The organism is Geobacillus sp. FJAT-46040, assembly GCF_002335725.1.
In the GTDB taxonomy this organism is placed as follows: Bacteria; Bacillota; Bacilli; order Bacillales; family Anoxybacillaceae; genus Geobacillus; species Geobacillus thermoleovorans.
In genome coordinates this window covers 2,554,489-2,573,649 of record NZ_NISS01000001.1, presented here as the reverse complement: position 1 = coordinate 2,573,649, position 19,161 = coordinate 2,554,489, and the positions used below count along the sequence as shown (strand labels likewise).

Genomic DNA, 19,161 nt, shown 5'->3' with positions numbered 1-19,161 from the left:
TGCCTTTACAGCAGCCCCAACAGGCTTGTTTTTTCGCTGCCTAGCGGGCAGACGATGATGTTTCTGCGGCGGTGCACGCTTCGGCCAAAGCGAGGTCGGCGATGGCGTCTTGCAGCGTGACAAGACCGCGTTCATTCGGATTTTCGATCAAGCGGCAAAAGTCAAGAAAGCGCGTTTGGGCAATCGCTTCGTACCACCCGTGGCGGTCCGAGAGCACCACGGTGCGCTCGTACGGGATGCGCGGGGCGTCTGACCGTGGAACCGACGGCAACAGGCGGTCGGCCGCTTGCCTGACTTGTTCGATGGCGCGGGAGGACGGTTGTTTCGGAATGGCATCGAGCAAAGCGTCCATATGCGCCGCCTCATCGGTTGAGACGAGGCCGGAGACGGATAGCTGCATCGGGATCCAGCCGTCAAGCGTGATGCGTCCACGCGTCGTATGAATGTCCCAGTGCGTCGATTCCGAAGCGGCGGGGTCCATCGTAAAGCCATGGTAATAATGGACGGGGATGCGCCGTCCGTTGCCTTCATGAATCACCGTAGCGCCGACGCGCGGCCGTGTGCCGTCTGGTTCTCGCAACGCGAATCCGTGCGCGGAAACCGCTTCGCCAAACCAATCGCGACCGACTTCAAAAAAGTGGACGCCGTGCTCGATCAGGATGCCGCCGCTTCGCCGCTCGTCCCAAAACCAATGGCCTTTGGCGACGCGGTGAGCCGCGTTGTGAAGGCTTGCGTAGTCCACTGGGCCAAGAAACGCGCGGTGGATGAGTTGCTTGACAGCTTCTGCGAGCGGGTGGTAGCGAAGGACGAGATTGACCGCCAACGCCCGGTTTTGGCGGGCGGCGAGCTGGATGTTCGCCCGCAGCGCCTCGGCGGTGAGGCCGCCTGGCTTTTCAAGCAACACATGTTTGCCTTCCTCAAGCGCCCGCTTGGCAAGCGGGGCGTGCAAATGCGGCGGGGTGGTGAGAATGACGATGTCAACATGCGGGTCAACGATCAATTCTTCAGCTTCGCGGTATTCGCGCACGTCGCCCGCCTGCGGCTGACGGCGGCGATAGGCGTCGATGACGCGCTGGCGTTTTTCGTCCGTCCGCCCGGCGACAGCGGCGAGATGGAAGGAAGGAAGCGGGGCGAGCGCGCCGGCTAAAAATTCAGCGAATGCGCCGGCACCGGCAATGCCAACATGGTAACGGAAAGATGATGAAGAAATCATGGCGTATTCTCCTCCTCCCTCACATATATATAGCATTAACGATACTCATTATACCGCAAAGAAAAAGAAGAACGAGAAAATGAAAGTTTTGAAATTTGCAAGCATCAATCATTCCTCATCGACACCATCCGACAATTATTTCGCTTGCATAGAAGGAGGAATATTATGTATATTATTATTAGCAACCATCGCAGCCGAGTGCTAGCAATCTATGAACTACTTTCATTTTCTCGTTCATCCGTCAAAAAAGGTGTCTATTTTTGTGAAAAAAAGATATGGAGGGATGACGAAATGAAAGCATTGTTGCTGGCAGGAGGATTAGGTACGCGTCTTCGTCCATTGACCGAAAACATCCCCAAACCGATGGCCCCGATTGCGAATCGGCCATGGCTTGAACACCTTATCGTTCATCTTCGCGACCAAGGAGTCAACGAATTTGTCATCGCCGCACATCATTGTTCAGAAGTGATCCGTCGCTATTTCGAAGATGGGAAGCGCTGGAACGTCAAGATTACATACGCGCTCGAACCGTTCCCGCTCGGAACGGCTGGGGCGATCAAAAACGCCGAGCGCTGGCTGAAGGAACGGTTTCTCGTGTTTAACGCCGACATTGTGCATTTGCCGCAATTGATCCCGCTGCTTGATTTCCATCGTCAACATGGCGGTTTGGCGACCATTGTTTTAACGGAAGTAGACGATCCTTCTTCCTATGGGGTCGTAGAACAAGACGACAGCGGGCGAATTTTGCGCTTTATCGAAAAGCCGCGCCGCGAAGAAGCGCCATCGAACCGGATCAACGCCGGCATGTATATTTTGGAGCCAGAGGTGATGCGCTATATCCCGGCGGAGCGGGAAGTGTCGATTGAACGCGAAACATTCCCGCTGCTGATCGAAAGGAATGTCGGTGTCTATGGCATCGTCAGTGACGGATACTGGCGCGATATGGGGACGCCGGCCCGCTATCGCCAAGTGCATTGGGATGCGCTGAGCCGGGAGTTTCCGGTTCCGCTCAAAGGCCGTGAAATCCAGCCAGGGGTATTTGTCGGCGAACATGTCGAGATTGGGTCGGGCGTCTTGTTTGTACCGCCTGTGCTCATCGGCGACCATGTGAAAATCGGACGGCAGGCTGTGATCGGCCCGAATGCGGTCATCGGTGACCACTGCCAAATCGGCGCCCGCGTCCATTGCGCGCAGACCATCGTTTGGGACCGCTCTGTCATTCGTGACCGCAGCCGTTTGCAAAACAGCATTTTCGGCTATCGGACGGTGACGACGGCGGGAGAAGTGTTCGAGGATTCAATCATCAACCAGTTTAAGGAGGCGGTGCAAGCATGATTCGAATCGCGTACGTCAGCACGTATCCGCCGCGGCGGTGCGGGCTGGCGACGTTTACGGAACATTTGCGGCAAAGTATTGACGGCGTCCGCGGACCGTCCGATGGCGACCGCGTCATCGTGTTGTACAACGAAAGCGACGGCGATGACGCCTATCGCCACAACCCGGCGTATTGGCCGCTTCCGGCGCAAAACCGCGCGGCGTATGCCGAGATGGCCAAACGGGTGAATGAAAGCGACATCGATGTCGTTTTATTGCAGCATGAGTTCGGCATTTTCGGCGGCGAGGCGGGCGAATACATTCTTGATTTCATCGCCGTGCTAGAAAAACCGCTTGTGACGACGTTCCATACGGTATTTGCCGAGCCTGAGCCGCCGTATCGCCCGATTCAAGAGAAAATCGCGGCGGCAAGCGATGCGATCATCGTCATGAACCGGCAGGCGATTCCGTATTTGGTCAAAGCGTTTGGCCTGCCGGAAGAAAAAATTGTCTACATTCCGCACGGTGCTCCAGGCCCAAGCAGCGAAAATCGCGATTCGCTTCGCCGACGCCTCGGATTCAGCGGCCGCAAAGTGATGTTGACGTTCGGGCTTCTAAGCCGCGGCAAAGGGATTGAATCGGTTTTAGCCGCATTGCCGGGCGTTGTGCGCAAGGTGCCGGAAGCGCTGTATGTCATTGCCGGACAGACGCACCCAGAAGTGAAAAAGAGGGAAGGAGAAGCATATCGCGAGGAGTTGAAATCGCTCATTCACCGTTTAGGGCTTGAGCGCCATGTCCACATGGAAGATCGGTATTTCAGCGAAGAGGAATTGATCGATTATTTGACGGCGTGCGATCTATACGTCACCCCGTACCCGGGCATGCAGCAAATCACAAGCGGCACGCTTGCCTATGCGGTCGGCGTCGGCCGTCCGGTCGTTTCGACGCCGTATGAGCATGCGCGCGATTTGTTGCAAGGTTGTGAAGAGCTGTTGTTGCCGTATGGTGATACGGCCGCCTGGGAAGAACGGCTCGGGCAGCTGTTGGCCGACGAGGCGGCGCTGAAGCGATGGGAGGAAAAGGTGCGCCAAATCGGGGCAAACACGCATTGGCCGCGCGTCGGCGAACAGCATGTCGCCTTGTTTGCGCGCATGTGCGCCGCGAAACGTGGGGAGGTGAAGACCATTGGCACCGTCAGTCATTAAGTTCGACCATCTCGAGCGCATGACTGACGACACCGGATTGCTTGAGCATAGCCTTGGCCGCATCCCGCGCCGTCGCGAGGGTTATTCGACCGATGACAACGCCCGTGCCATTTGGGCGTGCCTGGAATGGCTGGCGCTATGTGAAGACAAAGGAGAGAAAGAGCGGCTGCACCGTTTGCTTGACCGGTATTTGGCGTTTTTGCTTTGGGCGCAAAACGATGATGGCACGTTCCATAACAACTTTTTCTTCGATCGGACAAAAGAAGAGGAAACGCCGTCAGACGACTGCTTCGGGCGGTCGTTTTGGGCGGCGGCGTTGGCTTACGTTCGCCTCAGCGATCCGGCGCGGCGCGAGGCGGCAGCCGAGATGTTGCGGCGGGCCATGCCGGCGGCTTGGGAGCTTCGTTCGCTGCGCGGCGTCGCCTGGGGGGTGGCCACTTGCGGCGTCTTATTGACAGAAGGACGCCCGCTTGGCGTCGATCAAGAGGAAGTGGCCGCTTTGGCTGCACGGCTTGAGCAGCGGCTGCTTGCGGCGTATTGGGAGCATGCTGGCGATGATTGGCATTGGTATGAGCCGGAGTTGACGTACGCCAACGGGGTGATGCCGTGGGCGCTTTGGACGGCATATCGGCGCGCGCCGCGGAATGAGGTGAAGGAAGTGGCGGAAAAAAGCCTTGCTTTCCTTATTGAAAAAATGAGCGGACCGGGAGGTGTCATTCGTCCGGTCGGCAACCGCGGTTGGTGCAGCCGCCGCTACCGCGCCGATTGGGATCAACAGCCGCTTGATGTGATGAAGCTCGCTTTGGCGGCGCGCGAAGCGTATTGGGCAACGGACGACGAGCGTTATCGTGGCGTCGTCCGCCGCTGCCTCGCTTGGTTTTACGGACAAAACGACGGCAAGGCGCCGCTTGCCGACCCAAGCGACGGCAGTTGCTGCGACGGGCTTGGCCCGAACGGCCCGAACCCGAATCGGGGGGCAGAATCGACATTATCTTACTTGTTAACCGCAGCAATCGCTCAATCGATTTCGGTGGAGGTGGTTGTCGATGAATACGTCAACAACGAAACCGTTCACATGGCCGGCACACGTGTTTAAAGAATACGACATCCGCGGACGAGCCGGAGAGGAGCTCGATGAGTCGTTCGCGTATTGGCTCGGACGGGCCTTTGCCGACATGATGCAAAAGGAAGGCGAGAAGAGGGCGGTTGTCGGTCATGACAATCGTCTATCATCGCCTGGCTTGCATCGGGCGCTCAAAGATGGGCTGCTCGATGGCGGCTGCGATGTCGTCGATATTGGGCTTTCGACGACGCCGATGTTTTACTACAGCTTATACTACACGAACATTCCATGCGGCATGATCATCACCGCCAGCCATAACCCAGGCGATGAGAACGGATTTAAAATCGCCATGGGGAAAACGACAATTTATGGCGAGCGCATCCAAGCGCTGCGGCGGGCGATGGAGCGGCTCAGCCAGGAACAGCCGCGTCCTGAAACAGCGCGCGGGCGCGAGGAAACGTTGGACCTTGCTCCGGCATATATCAAGATGTTGAAGGAGAAAATCCAACTCGGTCCGCGCAAGCTGAAGGTCGTCGTCGACTGCGGCAACGGCACCCCATCGATCATTGCGCCACAAGTGCTCAAAGAATGGGGGTGCGATGTCGTCCCGCTTTACTGTGAATCCGATCCAACGTTTCCGAACCATCATCCGGACCCGGTCGTGCCGGAGAACTTAACGGACTTGATTGAGATGGTGCGCAAGGAGCAGGCGGATCTTGGCATCGCGTTTGACGGCGACGGCGATCGGATCGGGGTTGTGGATGAAACGGGTGCGATCCGTTGGGGCGACCAACTGATGGTGCTGTTCTGGCGCGAGATTTTGAAGCGCCATCCGGGAGCCGACGCGCCCGTCGAAGTGAAATGTTCGCAAGCGCTCGTTGAGGAAATTGAGCGGCTCGGCGGGAAACCGTTCTTCCATCGCACCGGCCATTCGCACGTCAAAGCGACGTTGCGCCGTCGTCCGGAGATCCCGTTTGCTGGTGAAATGTCTGGCCATTTGTTCTTCAATGATGAGTTTTACGGCTATGACGATGCACTGTACGCCGCTGGGCGCCTGCTTCGATTACTGTCGCACGATGAGCGCCCGCTGTCCGAGTGGTTTGCCGATGTGCCACGGTACGCCGCGACGCCGGAGACGCGAGTTGCTTGTCCGGAAGAGAAAAAACCAGCTGCCATTGCTGCGGTGAAAAACCGGTTCGCTGGCCGCTATCCGGTTGTTGACGTCGATGGCGCCCGCATCCAGTTCCCGGAAGGCTGGGGGTTGGTGCGGCCGTCGAACACGCAGCCGATTCTCGTCTTACGCGCAGAAGCGAAGACGGAGGAAGCGCTGGCGGAGATTAAGCGGCAACTGGCTGATTGTCTCCATGCTCTTGAATTGTGCATCGATTGGTGATGTTCATTTCCAAGCTGCCCGAAATGCTTGGGCCTGTTCTTGATGGTGCGCTCTGTTTGGCGCAAAAACTCTTTTCCGGCGCGGCGCCCGCTATCTCGTGTGGGCCGCCGGCGCCGGTTTGTTTTTGCTGTCGCAGGGGGTTAAAGCTTGATTTATTTGTCCATAATAGATAGGGGTAAAAACGAGTTGTAGGAGAGTTGAAGGCGTGGTGATCCGTGAATCGTTGCAATATATTCAAGATGCATACGCGGCATTGACGGAGTTGAGCATGCTGATCGTCGATGATCACGGCGCTCCCGTGACGAAAGTATCGAATATGACCGAGCTGGCGGAGCTCGTTTTGTTTGCAGCTGAAAAGGAAGCGCCATCGTTTTTCTGCCCGCGAGAACTTGTTATTGACGGATGGCAGCGTCCATCGGTCGTACCGGTCGGGCGTTCTGGCATGAAAAGCATCGTCGCTCCCGTGTTTGTCGATGAGAAGGCGGAATATTGGATTTGGGCGGGCGTGTTTATCGAGGAAGAAACGAAATGGCTCATTTGCGAACAGCCGCTGGCAGCCGGCGGAAAGTGGGTGTCAGCCATCGAACGATCGGTGGCGCTGCCGGCGCGGGCAGTCGAAGCGAAGTTAAAAGATATACTGTAGATGAGCAAATTCACTTACATAAATTGACAACTAAACAAAAAAGGAGACATGAACCGGACTCCTTGGGTAAAATAGATGTGTTCAAAACCCATTCACACAAGGAGGTTCATGTCTCATGAATAGATTAGCACATCACCAAGGAATCCACAAGTTATTCTTCACGCTGGGGTTGACGCTGCAGCTTTCCAAACCGGTCATCAAGCATCTCATTCATATTGTCGATGCCTTGACCACCAAGGGATTCTCGGGAACATTGACTGATATTCATTACTGGAGCTTTCATCCGAATCATCGAACGACGCTCAGTCACTTTTTCACGAAAAGCCCTTGGAACGAGGAAAGGCTGCTTGGGAAGCTTCATGAGTGGATCCTTTCCCAGGTCGAACGACTGGCCAAACGGAAGAATCAACCCCTTTTTGTTTCGATTGATGATACGATTTGCCAAAAAACAAAGCCTTCGTCACGGGCTGTGCACGCCATTCAAGGGTGCGACTGGCACTACTCGCATAAAGATCATCAATCGGTCTGGGGGCATTCGCTCGTTTGGCTGATGGTGCACACCTTCACGCAGGCGTTCCCATTTGCGTTCCGCCTGGATGACAAGAAAGCGGGAAAAAGCAAGATCGACCTGGCGATCGAGATGCTTTCCTCGCTCAAGGTGAAGCGGGCTCAGCGGGTGTATGTGCTCATGGATTCGTGGTATCCGTCCAAAAAGCTCATCGAAGCCTGTCTGAAACAGGGATTCCATGTCATCGCGATGCTCAAGACGAACCGGATTCTCTACCCGAAAGGCCTCGCCACCCAAGCCAAGCAGCTTGCCCGCTATCTCGAGTCCAAAGACACCCGCCTCGTCACCGTGGGGCAGGAGCGTTATCGCGTGTATCGCTATGAGGGGGCCATCCCTGGCCTCGATGACGCGGTGGTGCTGCTGGCCTGCGTGTACAGCATCGCCGGATCCCGACACAACGTCTCTACTGCGCTGGAGCTTCGTCGGTCGCGGTAAGACCACAGCGTCGACGAGTGCATATATGACGCTGCGAAGCAAGATATTCCCATTGATGTGATCAAAAAACAGCTCCGTATCGCGTAAGGGGTACCCTGTTTGTCTCTCTAACCATGGAAATTATTGTAATGAAAAATGCTCATCTACAGAGATATAGAAAAGATGGCGGTCATATGCGGGGAATTAATCAGCGGCGAGCGCCGCAAGCAACAATGCTGTGAATACGGAAAACGGCTCGAAGCAGTGGTTGCGGACAGCTCCGCCCTAGCGGACGTGGACAAGCTGCTTTTTGAGTTGCGAGCGTTCGATGAACGCGTCGATATGGCGTTGTATATCGCCAAGTGTCCGCAAGGATGGATGGTGGCGGCGGCAAGCGGGGAAAAGGCTGGAAAGCTGCGCGGCAAAATGATCGATGCGCTGTTTCCGCCGCTTTCGTCTTCGGAGCCGCCGCTTCGTTCGGTTTACGTTCAAGATGCCGCTTTGGATCCACGCTTTTCCTTTTTTGTCCGCCATGGCATCCGCCCGAAAGCGATGATTGCGTATCCGGCGATGTACGGGAAAACAATGGAAGGATGGGTCATGATCGGCAGCGAGGCGGCCTCTTCACTGCCGGCGGCGCTTCGTTCGGTCGGCTCCGCCCTCGTTCAACATTGGCTGCTCCTGGCTAAATGTACAGAGGCCGATATGAAAATGGACCGCCATTTGATGCGCCTTTCGATGTTGGTGGAAATTGGACGGGCCATGCGTATGGTGCAGAATGAGGAAGAAATCATCCGGATGATGGCCGAATTCGCCGCGGAGTTTGCTTACGGGGATTTCGTCTGCGTGGTATGGTCTAGCGATGGCCAAACAGCCGTTGTCCACGAAGGGGCGATGGACGTAGAAATGGCCGTTCGTTATCGGGATGATGTCTGCCGTCGCTATGGCTGTCACGGCGAGAAGGCGAAAAGCGAGGTGCCGGCGTTGCTTGATGTCGAGGGCAAATCGGTGATGGAAGTGCCGTTTTTCGTCGGCGATGGCCGCTATGGCGTTCTCGCCGTTCATATAAAGAAAGGAAGGGAAGCGAAAGAGGCGGAAGTGTATATGACGGCGCTGGCCGCGATTGGGGCGATGATGATTAGCGGCAAGGCCCACGGTGGGAATGATGGGACGGTCAATATCGACATGTTGTCCGAGCAGTTGACAGCCCGGGAGATGGATGTATTGGAGCTGCTCATTCAAGGCTACAGCAATCGCGAAATTTCAGAACGGCTGTTCATTAGCGTCCATACCGTGAAAAATCATATTACGAACATTTTTCAAAAAATTGGCGTCAATGACCGGTCGCAGTTGATCGCCCTTGTGTATCAACTAAACCACCGCCGGCAGCGCCGATAAGGGGACATCATTGGACGATGGGTGCCATGATGTCTTTTTTTTTTGGATGTAGGAAATTGGAATGAACCCCATTTTGTATCTCACATTTCGCACCCTCTCGACGAAAATCGGGAGGATTTTTTCGTTCCGATGTCGAATGAATCCTTGACACACAAGGAACGTAAAGGAGTTTTTCTCTTATGAACGTTCAAGTCAAAAAGGTCTATCGCAATTCTTATTTGAAACCCGTGGTGCTAGTTGAGCGTCAGCGCTCAACCAGCCCTAGTGTGACCAAGGAATAAGCCAACAAGATGCCATCGAGTGCCACTTCAAACCCGGCCATGGAATTCGCTCGAATGTCGGTGATCCGGTATTGGTCTACGAGAATCGAAAACACCGTCTCGATGACTTTGCGTTTTTTCCTGATCCATTCTTCCCATGCCTTGGATGGGCCGTGCTTTTGATTGTGTCGAGACGGTGTCCAGAACGCGGCTTGGTGTTCTTCGTACAGCTTTTCTCGAAGAGCGTGGCTGATGTACCCTTTGTCCCCAAAGTTGTAGGGATGAGGGATTTGAGTCATCACCGTTTCAGCAGCTTTGACGTCGTGGCAGGACGCTTCCGTCACGACATAGCCCATGGCCAGCCCTTGATTGGTCACTTGAAGATGCAGCTTGAAACCGTAGTACCATTGCTTTTTGGAAGCACAATACCCCATATCCGCGATCCCTCGAAATCGCTTGACGCGCTGCATTCTTGCGGGATGGCACAACGGAAGAGGCAAGCTGTCGACGACCGCATAAGCATGGTGTTGGCCACGTTTCGCCAGCTCATGACGGATCCATTTGATGGCGAAACCAAGCGCTCGGCAGCGGCGGTTGTATCGGGAGCGTTCAAGAAACGAGCCGTTTGTGAACAAATTTCCCGTGACAAAACGATGCCAGGCTCGTTCGGAAGAAAAGCCCAGCAGCTTCCCCAAAAGGTGAACCGCCATGACCACTTCGTCTTCTTGCTTGACCAAGTGACGGTTGCGGCGATGAAGATACATTTGAATCAACGACAGTTGGGCAGAAACAAAACAGAAAATAGCGGCATATTGTTTTTGAAGTTTGGCTGGATCTGTAGTAAAATGAAAGTGCTCTTGCATGGGGGATCTCTCCTTTCGAATGTTGGGTGACACTTCCATTCTACTGGAGATCCGCCAGCAAGGGCTATTTTTATGCTTGTCTGAGTTTTATCTATATAAGTTGAAACTTTGTTTTACATCCAGTAGAACGCCCGCTGCATTCTATCAAAATGACTTGTTATGAAGGAAAACAGAATCGAACAATCGGAAAATCTTTATTGCAACTTATATAGATGGAACAATAAAGGAGAAAAATAGCATTCGAATCCGTTTTCCCCAGCGCTGGAACGTGGGATAGTGGAAAAGCTGCCATGTTGCTTTGGCCGGCGCATAAGCATAACAAGGATAGGGGAATGCCGATGAAGCCCAAGGCCATGATCCGAACGATGGCGATCGTGAAAACGGCGGACATTTTAAAAGCGATGGACATTACCGAGGAACTGGCGAAGAGAATGGGGTTTTTGCCGCGCGATTGCCTTTTTCTTCGGCTCGCGACAGAGGAAGTGTGCACGAATGCGTATGAATATTGTCAAAAAACGGGCTCTTCACCACAACATGTACTTGACAAGCAATGCGGTTTCCTGCGTAAGGATAGGCAAAAAGTGCTGATTTTCCCTCACAAGCGTAAATAGGGTATGTTCAGAAAAAATCAAGTACAACTTTTGGTGAAGAGCCAAAAAACGAGAAAACTGCCATTTAAAACTGCCATTTAGGATATTTTAGAAAATTGATGCGAGACAGTTTATGATCATTGTCAAACAGCGAGGAGGATGCTTCTCCGTAGCCCAAACTGATGTCGTCAACACTGGGCCGCGCGGCAGGGGGCTGCAGCTGATCACCCATATCGTCGACGATGTATACGTGAAGCAAGCGGGAAACAACGTCTTGTTTTGCATGTGCAAATGCAAAAAAATGAGTGACCATTGGGAGGAAACAAGATGGAGACAAAACAAGGGGCAATTTGCACGCTGACATGGGTAGAAGATATTACCTTAAACAACGTCGAATCATTCCGTCAAGCGCTGGAGAGGTTGCTGGACAAACGAGCGGACCAATTGATCGTCAACATGGAGGGGGTCAACTACATTAACAGCGCCGGACTCGGTGTCATCGCTGACAGCGTCATGGAGGCGAGAGCCCGACAAAAAGAGTTGGTCATTGCCGGAGTGGAAGGGTCGCTTGCAGAAATTTTCCATATTGTCAAATTTTCTTCGTTTATCAAACTATTTGCCACAGAGAAGGAAGCCATGGATTATTTCAGTGGAGAATGACGTTCTATGGTGGATGGGTTTTGGGAACATGTTCAACGTTATGACCACCTCGCGTGGCGAGAGTTGCTTCTCGGCTTGGAAAAAATGAATGTATTCGTTGGGCCGGACGATTATGTGTATTGGCTCGCAGCGCCGGAACAAAGGCGGCTCTTGTTCATTTCGTCATCATGCGAGCAGCTGTACGGCCTGCCTCCGGACGACTTTTACCACGATCAAGACATATGGGCAAAAGTGTCCTACCCGGATGACCGCGCCAAGGCGGAAAGAAAATGGTCGCTCCTTTCGGAAGCGGATGCGGGCGCCCAAACGTATCGCATCATCAATCAGCGGGATGGCTCCGTCCGCTGGGTGCTTGAACGGACGTTTCCTGTGCTTGGCCAATTCGGGGAAGTGAGGCTTGTCAGCGGGATTGTCGCTGATCTGACAGAAGCAAAGCGAAACGAGAATGAACGGCAGCTCGCTGAACAAGTGTACAAAGTGATGGAACAGGCGATGCTCGTAACCGATGGACAGTTTGTCGTTCAATTTGTCAATCCGGCGTTCACAAAAATCACTGGCCATGGTGTAGAGATTGTCGGTCAGCCGTTGCATACGCTTTACGCGGGTTATTACGAGGCCTGGCTTTACGAGGTGATTCAAGCGGGAACGGGGAAAAGCGGGGAATGGAGGGGATGGGTGCGCTGGCGGCGGAAAAACAGTTCGGTCTATGTCAGGCAGACGACGGTGCGGGCTGTGCCCGGCCATGATGGAGGAATCGCTTTTTACTTGTTTTTATTGGACGAGCAGATGCTTTTGGACCATCTGCGCCGCCATTTTGCGCAAAAAGGGCCGCTTCCGGACGATTTTTCGGCGGTGGTGGCCAAGCTTGGCTAAACGAGGGGAAAAGCCGCCTATATCGGATGATCGATCCGCTTCACAAGCTGCTTTTTCTTTATGTATGAAACGGCACGGCAGCCAACTGTGTCTCGGTTGCAAAAATGGCCTTTTGGGCTATCTTTTTTACGGATCGTGAAAAGACGCATTCACTCCTGCCGCCCAATAATGGCGGCAAACACCAAACTATAGTATAGATTCCTTTCCACAATTCAGGTTAAAATAAAGACAATTACGCTGTTGATTGCGAATACAATATAGAAAAGGCAACAGGAGGGAAGACATATGGCGGTGACGAATCCGGCTGGATTTTGGAAGCGGCTGTTGGCTAACTTGTTGGATGCGATTGTCGTTGGCATTCCGATTTCGATCATCGGCTATTTCATCACTGGCAGTTGGGAAACGAACTGGTTTACGTCATTAGCGAACATCCTTTACGCGTTAATCGTTCCGGCTGTTTGGTACGGATATACGGTCGGCAAGCGGATGCTTGGCATCCGGATTGCGAAAGTCAACGGCGGAAAAGTTGGGGTCGGCACGATGTTTTTGCGCTCGTTCGTTGGTGGACTCGTATACTTTATCACGTTTGGCATTGGTCTCATTATTAGTGCGATTATGGTAGCTGCAAGAGAAGACAAACGGTCGATTCACGATTTTATCGCTGGGACGTATGTGACAACGGAAAAACCGACGGTGTAAACAATGGAAAAATGTGCAGCGTGCCTGTCACGCCCCGATATATGTCGAGATTTGTAGAAACAGAGGGTCATAGATTGGCTCTCTGCTTTTGTTTAAAAAATTCATTCCCAAGCAGGAATTTGGTTCGTTTTGTCGAAAAAGTATGTAAAATTTTTGGAGGTGAGGTAAATGTATGGCCGTCGATCACGACCGCTTGTTTAAAGAGCTCATCACAACGTTTTTTGAAGAGTTTATTCTTCTCTTTTTCCCGCAAGTGCACGAGCATATTGATTTTCACCATTTATCATTTTTATCTGAAGAACTGTTCACGGACGTGACCGCTGGGGAAAAATATCGCGTTGATTTGTTAGTGGAAACGAAGCTAAAAGGGGAAGACGGTTTAATTATCGTCCATATCGAAAACCAAAGCTACGTTCAACCATCGTTTCCAGAGCGTATGTTTATTTACTTCAGCCGCTTGTTTGAAAAATACCGCACAAACATCGTTCCGATTGCCGTCTTTAGCTACGATACCATCCGCGACGAACCATCCTCATTTACGCTTCGACTTCCATTTGGGAACATACTCCACTTCCGTTTTTTCACCGTCGAGCTGCGCAAACAAAACTGGCGTCATTATATTCGCAACGACAACCCGATCGCCGCTGCGCTGTTAAGCAAAATGGGGTATACTGAAAGTGAACGAATTGAATTGAAAAAACAATTTTTACGCATGCTTGTGCGCATGGAATTAGACGAAGCAAAGCAACGATTGTTAATCGGCTTTTTCGAAACATATGTGCAACTGTCGGATGAAGAAGAACAACAATTACGAAACGAGGTGAACAAGATGGAAACGAAAGAAAAAGAACAAGTGCTCGAATTGTTAATTTCGTATGAGCAAAAAGGATTAAAAGAGGGTGTAAAAAAAGGATTACAACAAGAAAAGCGACAAATTGCAAAAAAGATGTTGGTAAAAGGGTACGACATCCAAACGATTCACGAATTAACCGAACTGCCGATTGAAGAGATTGAAAAATTGAAATAAGGGTGTGATTGTGATGTTTAACAGAGAGCCATCGATTGCCCCTCTGTCATTTTTTTAAAGTGGTATCTGTAGATGAGCAAATTCACTTACATAAATTGACAACTAAACAAAAAAGGAGACATGAACCGGACTCCTTGGGTAAAATAGATGTGCTCAAAACCCATTCACACAAGGAGGTTCATGTCTCATGAATAGATTAGCACATCACCAAGGAATCCACAAGTTTTTCTTCACGCTGGGGTTGACGCTGCAGCTTTCCAAACCGGTCATCAAGCATCTCATTCATATTGTCGATGCCTTGACCACCAAGGGATTCTCGGGAACATTGACTGATATTCATTACTGGAGCTTTCATCCGAATCATCGAACGACGCTCAGTCACTTTTTCACGAAAAGCCCTTGGAACGAGGAAAGGCTGCTTGGGAAGCTTCAAGAGTGGATCCTTTCCCAGGTCGAACGACTGGCCAAACGGAAGAATCAACCCCTTTTTGTTTCGATTGATGATACGATTTGCCAAAAAACAAAGCCTTCGTCACGGGCTGTGCACGCCATTCAAGGGTGCGACTGGCACTACTCGCATAAAGATCATCAATCGGTCTGGGGGCATTCGCTCGTTTGGCTGATGGTGCACACCTTCACGCAGGCGTTCCCATTTGCGTTCCGCCTGTATGACAAGAAAGCGGGAAAAAGCAAGATCGACCTGGCGATCGAGATGCTTTCCTCGCTCAAGGTGAAGCGGGCTCAGCCGGTGTATGTGCTCATGGATTCGTGGTATCCGTCCAAAAAGCTCATCGAAGCCTGTCTGAAACAGGGATTCCATGTCATCGCGATGCTCAAGACGAACCGGATTCTCTACCCGAAAGGCATCGCCATCCAAGCCAAGCAGTTTGCCCGCTATATCGAGTCCAAAGACACCCGCCTCGTCACGGTGGGGCAGGAGCGTTATCGCGTGTATCGCTATGAGGGGGCCATCCATGGCCTCGATGACGCGGTGGTGCTGCTGGCTTGGAAGGCGGATCAGCCGATGGCGCCGGAACATCTTCATTGCATCTTGAGCACCGACCGGGAACTCGGGGACGAAGACATCTTGCGTTACTACGCCCAGCGCTGGACGATCGAGTGCTTTTTCCGGCAGGCGAAAGATCAACTGAAGCTGGATGGATACCGCGTTCGCCACATTCGGGCGGTGAAACGGTATTGGGCGGTGGTGCTGCTCTCCTGCGTGTACAGCATCGCCGAATCCCGACAAAACCTCTCCACCGGGCTGGAGCTTCTTCGGTCGCGGAAAGACCACAGCGTCGTCGAGTTCATTTATGACGCTGCAAAGCAAGATATTCCCATTGATGTGATCAAAAAACAGCTCCGTATCGCGTAAGGGGTACCCTGTTTGTCTCTCTAACCATGGAAATTATTGTAATGAAAAATGCTCATCTACAGTTGTTTTATTTTCACGGAGTGGCCGGAAATCCGGCAATTTGATGTCCGCCAATATGCGAACTTAATGAAAACGCCGTTCGTGTTTGATGGCCGGAATTGTTACAGCCTAGAAAGCGCGCGCGAGGCAGGAATCATTTATGAATCGATCGGCCGGAAGCGGATGTGTCCAGCGGAAGACCACTACCGTCTGCGTGAACACGAGGATGTGTTAAATCGCTAGGCAAACAGGTTGTACTGTTATTGATCGCTTTGCATCGATGGACAAGCGTCTACATCTCCATCCGCCGCCATGGATGAGGACGGCGCGAATGGGAGTGGTGGATGCGGCTTATAGAAGAAAACTTTTTTGTTTACATAAGAGGGGGAAGACGATGAAAATCAGTGACTTTTCGATACGAAGACCGGTTTTTACGCTCGTTTCGATGATTTTAGTGTTGATTTTAGGAGCAGTGTCGCTGTTCAATATCCCGATGAAGCTGATCCCGGATATTAATCCGCCAGTCGGGGTGGTCGTAACGAGCTATCCAGGGGCGGGACCGAAGGAAGTGCTTGAGAAAGTCACGAAGCCGCTGGAGGCGAATTTGTCGACATTGCCTGGGCTAAAGTCGATCACATCGACATCGCAGGAAGGTTCTAATTTGATTTTGCTGCAGTTTTCGTGGTCGACATCGATTGATGATGTGCAAAACGATGTATTGCAGCGGATCGATCAGACGGCGCTTCCGGATGATGTCAACAAGCCGCGGTTTTTGAAGTTTGACCCGTCACAGTTCCCGATTATTCAGCTAACATTAACATCGAAGAAAGGGAACGAGGAACTTTTAAAACAATTAGCGGATCAGCTGCGAGCAGAGCTGACGAAGGTAGAAGGGGTCGCCAGTGTGAATGTTTCCGGCACGTTGACGAAAAACGTGCGGGTGCTGTTGGACCAGGAGAAATTAAAAACGTATAAGCTGAGCCAGCAAGATATTGCCAACTTTATCTCCGCCAACGATATTTCGCTTCCAGGCGAGACGGTCGTGATCGATGATAAGCAGTTAACGACCCGGATTATCAGCACGATCGACTCCATTGATACGTTAAAACAGCTCGTTGTCACGGTGAATCCGCTCAACGGCGAAAAAGTTCGTTTGCAAGATATCGCCGATATTGCGATTGTGCCGGAAAAAGAAGATACGATTACGCGCACGAACGAGAAGCCTTCTGTATTATTAAGCGTGCTGCAAAAAGCGGATGCCAATACAGCAGAAGTGTCGAAAGCGTTCGAAAAACGCTTGAACGAATTGTTGGATACGAAAAAATTTTCGGCGGTTCATGCGGATGTTTTATTTGACCAAGGCGATTTTATTCAGCGGACGATTCAGAACATTTTTCAGTCGCTCGTTCTTGGCGGAGTATTCGCGATGCTGGTGCTGTTTTTATTCTTGCGCAGTGCAAAAAGCCCGCTTATTATCGGCATCGCGATTCCGTATTCGGTCATCGTGACGTTTGTGTTAATGTATTTTGCTGATTTTACGTTAAACATGATGACGCTTGGCGGTCTTGCGCTCGGTATCGGAATGCTCGTCGATAACTCGATTGTCGTGATCGAAAATATTTACCGCCATTTATCAATGGGGAAAGATCCGAAACAAGCGGCAAGAGACGGGGTAAAAGAAGTCGGCGCTGCGATCACCGCGTCCACGTTGACAACGGTGGCCGTGTTTGTACCAGTCATTTTCATTACGGGATTAATCGGCGATTTGTTTACCGAATTTGCGTTAACGATTTCGTTTAGCTTGCTTGCGTCATTGTTCGTGGCATTGACGGTCGTGCCGATGCTGGCGAGCCGCTGGTTAAAACCGCCTCGCGAAAACATCGAGGAAAAACGCCAGTCTTCGCGCATGCTTGTCGGTCTGGACAAGATAGTGAGATGGTCGCTGCGCCATCGGATCATTGTGTTGTTGCTTGCGATCGGTACGTTAGCTTTCGGGTTATTTGGCGTTACGAAAGTCGGCATGCAGTTTTTGCCGAATACGGATGAAGGCTTTTTCTCCATCCGCGTCAACCTTGCCAACGGCAGCGCCCTCCGCGAAACGGAAAAGGTTGTTTCTGCCATTGAAGACGAGTTGAAAAAAGTAAAAGAAATTGATGCGTATGTCAGCTTAATCGGCTCGACGCAGGAGCAGGCGTTCCGCGGTACATCGCAAAGCAATGTTGCTGAAATATATGTGAAAATGAAAGACTTGGACGAGCGAGACCGTTCCGTATTTGACGTTGTCGATGACATAAAGAACGATATGGAACAGGCAGCGAAAAAAGCGAATCAAACGGCGGAAGTATCGATCAACTTGCAATCGACTGCAGGAAGTACGCCGAATACGCTTGTGTTCAGCGTGAAAGATACGAATGAAGCGCGGCTGGAAAAAGCGGTGGAAAAAATATACGACCGCTTAAGCAAACTCGATGAAGTGAACGAACTGACGACCGATATTTCGGAAACAGTCGACGAAATTCAAATCAAAGTCGATCGCGAAAAAGCGCTCGCGCAAGGGTTTACTCCAGCGCAAGTGGCGACGATGGTCAACGATATGACACGCGGTGTGACGGCGACACGCATGCTTGATAAAGAGTCGAATTTGTACAACGTTAACGTCGAATACGACGAATCGGTGAAAAACTCGGTCGACAATTTGAAAAAACTGCTGATCAAAAAGCAAGACGGCACGTTTATTCCGCTTGGCGACATTGCGGATATTACGATCGGGAAAAGCCCGGTTCAAATTCATCGCATCGATGAGCAATACGCCGTTCAGTTTACATTAAAATACAAAAACACGACGAATTTAGGGGAGATGTCCGCGATTGTCGATAAAGAAATCGCGAAATTGCATCTTCCGGAAGAGACGGAAATCGTCTTTGGCGGCGACCGCGAATTGTTAGAATCGGCGTTGGGTGATTTGCTGCTTGCCTTTGCCTTAGCGATTACGTTCGTGTACCTTGTCATGGCGGCGCAATTTGAATCGCTGAAATATCCGTTTGTCATTATGTTCACCGTGCCGCTGATGGCCATCGGTGTCGCGCTTGGCTTAATGGCAACGAAAACGCCAGTTAGCGTTATGGCGATTATCGGCGTCATCGTGCTTGCGGGTATCGTCGTCAACAACGCGATCGTGATTGTTGATTACATTAATCAAATGAAAGAAAAAGGTTTGGCGAGCTACGATGCGATTGTCACATCGGTGAAATTGCGCGTCCGTCCGATTTTGATGACGGCCTTGACAACGATTTTAGGGTTGCTGCCGCTGGCGTTTGGCATTGGCGAAGGAGCGGAAATGAACCAGCCATTGGCCATCACCGTCATCGGCGGCTTAATTAGCAGCACCTTTTTGACATTGTTCGTCATCCCTGTCGTATACAGTTTGTTTGATAAGGAAACGAGAAAAATGAAGCATAGCGGTTAAAGAAAACGATCTCCCAGCCTCGATTGGGAGGTCGTTTTTTATGGAAACGTACAAAGGAATTTCATATTATATGAAGAAAGAATTGTAATACATTTCCG

14 protein-coding genes and 3 pseudogenes are annotated in these 19,161 nt (G+C 51.6%); 15 read left to right on the top strand and 2 right to left on the bottom strand.

Translation table 11 applies throughout. The annotated features are described in order from the left end of the window. Nucleotides 1-40 precede the first annotated feature (40 nt). Nucleotides 41-1,213 carry a Gfo/Idh/MocA family protein gene (locus CD000_RS13760; RefSeq protein ID WP_096225870.1) on the bottom strand — a complete coding sequence of 391 codons (1,173 nt, stop codon included), beginning with the start codon at nucleotides 1,211-1,213 and terminating at the stop codon, nucleotides 41-43. Nucleotides 1,214-1,504: 291 nt separating this feature from the next. On the opposite strand from CD000_RS13760, the gene CD000_RS13755 reads away from it, so the two are divergent. The 7 genes and pseudogenes from CD000_RS13755 to CD000_RS19495 form a co-directional block, all read left to right on the top strand. Further along, on the top strand, nucleotides 1,505-2,548 hold the full coding sequence (locus tag CD000_RS13755; RefSeq protein WP_096225869.1) for a nucleotidyltransferase family protein: 1,044 nt from the start codon (nucleotides 1,505-1,507) through the stop codon (nucleotides 2,546-2,548). Next, the gene (locus tag CD000_RS13750; protein ID WP_096225868.1) at nucleotides 2,545-3,732 is read left to right on the top strand and encodes a glycosyltransferase family 4 protein; all 1,188 of its coding nucleotides are present in this window, start codon (nucleotides 2,545-2,547) and stop codon (nucleotides 3,730-3,732) included. The genes CD000_RS13755 and CD000_RS13750 overlap by 4 nt, the downstream gene beginning before the upstream one ends. After that, nucleotides 3,713-4,828, top strand: coding sequence for a YyaL domain-containing protein (locus CD000_RS13745; protein WP_096225867.1), 1,116 nt, complete (start codon nucleotides 3,713-3,715; stop codon nucleotides 4,826-4,828). Before CD000_RS13750 ends, CD000_RS13745 begins: the two co-directional genes overlap by 20 nt. Continuing rightward, nucleotides 4,779-6,188: a phosphomannomutase/phosphoglucomutase gene (locus tag CD000_RS13740; protein ID WP_096225866.1), complete on the top strand. Its 1,410-nt coding sequence runs from the start codon at nucleotides 4,779-4,781 to the stop codon at nucleotides 6,186-6,188. The genes CD000_RS13745 and CD000_RS13740 overlap by 50 nt, the downstream gene beginning before the upstream one ends. A gap of 205 nt (nucleotides 6,189-6,393) precedes the next feature. Continuing rightward, nucleotides 6,394-6,825: pseudogene (locus CD000_RS13735) on the top strand (PocR ligand-binding domain-containing protein); the annotation flags it as partial. 121 nt (nucleotides 6,826-6,946) lie between these two features. After that, a pseudogene (locus tag CD000_RS13730) lies at nucleotides 6,947-7,921 on the top strand (transposase). A 60-nt stretch (nucleotides 7,922-7,981) separates the two neighbouring features. Beyond that, nucleotides 7,982-9,211: pseudogene (locus CD000_RS19495) on the top strand (response regulator transcription factor); the annotation flags it as partial. 244 nt (nucleotides 9,212-9,455) lie between these two features. On the opposite strand, the gene CD000_RS13720 reads toward CD000_RS19495, so the two are convergent. Then, nucleotides 9,456-10,334 carry an IS982-like element ISGsp1 family transposase gene (locus CD000_RS13720; protein ID WP_004439648.1) on the bottom strand — a complete coding sequence of 293 codons (879 nt, stop codon included), beginning with the start codon at nucleotides 10,332-10,334 and terminating at the stop codon, nucleotides 9,456-9,458. A 338-nt stretch (nucleotides 10,335-10,672) separates the two neighbouring features. On the opposite strand from CD000_RS13720, the gene CD000_RS13715 reads away from it, so the two are divergent. The 8 genes from CD000_RS13715 to CD000_RS13675 all read left to right on the top strand — a co-directional run bounded on the left by CD000_RS13715 (nucleotide 10,673) and on the right by CD000_RS13675 (nucleotide 19,063). Further along, nucleotides 10,673-10,945 carry an ATP-binding protein gene (locus CD000_RS13715; protein WP_233130453.1) on the top strand — a complete coding sequence of 91 codons (273 nt, stop codon included), beginning with the start codon at nucleotides 10,673-10,675 and terminating at the stop codon, nucleotides 10,943-10,945. Between the two features lie 306 nt (nucleotides 10,946-11,251). Further along, nucleotides 11,252-11,584 carry an STAS domain-containing protein gene (locus CD000_RS13705; RefSeq protein WP_033010855.1) on the top strand — a complete coding sequence of 111 codons (333 nt, stop codon included), beginning with the start codon at nucleotides 11,252-11,254 and terminating at the stop codon, nucleotides 11,582-11,584. Nucleotides 11,585-11,590: 6 nt separating this feature from the next. Beyond that, nucleotides 11,591-12,457, top strand: a complete 867-nt coding sequence (locus CD000_RS13700; protein ID WP_233130452.1) for a PAS domain-containing protein — start codon at nucleotides 11,591-11,593, stop codon at nucleotides 12,455-12,457. A 285-nt stretch (nucleotides 12,458-12,742) separates the two neighbouring features. Further along, entirely contained in the window at nucleotides 12,743-13,156 is a 414-nt protein-coding gene (locus tag CD000_RS13695) for an RDD family protein (RefSeq protein ID WP_011229872.1), read from the top strand. Between the two features lie 172 nt (nucleotides 13,157-13,328). Then, on the top strand, nucleotides 13,329-14,183 hold the full coding sequence (locus tag CD000_RS13690; protein ID WP_011888356.1) for an Rpn family recombination-promoting nuclease/putative transposase: 855 nt from the start codon (nucleotides 13,329-13,331) through the stop codon (nucleotides 14,181-14,183). A gap of 187 nt (nucleotides 14,184-14,370) precedes the next feature. Next, entirely contained in the window at nucleotides 14,371-15,558 is a 1,188-nt protein-coding gene (locus CD000_RS13685; RefSeq protein WP_047817716.1) for an IS701 family transposase, read from the top strand. A gap of 48 nt (nucleotides 15,559-15,606) precedes the next feature. Beyond that, entirely contained in the window at nucleotides 15,607-15,840 is a 234-nt protein-coding gene (locus CD000_RS13680; protein ID WP_369806584.1) for a hypothetical protein, read from the top strand. A 151-nt stretch (nucleotides 15,841-15,991) separates the two neighbouring features. After that, entirely contained in the window at nucleotides 15,992-19,063 is a 3,072-nt protein-coding gene (locus CD000_RS13675) for an efflux RND transporter permease subunit (protein ID WP_063329754.1), read from the top strand. The last annotated feature ends 98 nt before the right edge of the window (nucleotides 19,064-19,161 follow it).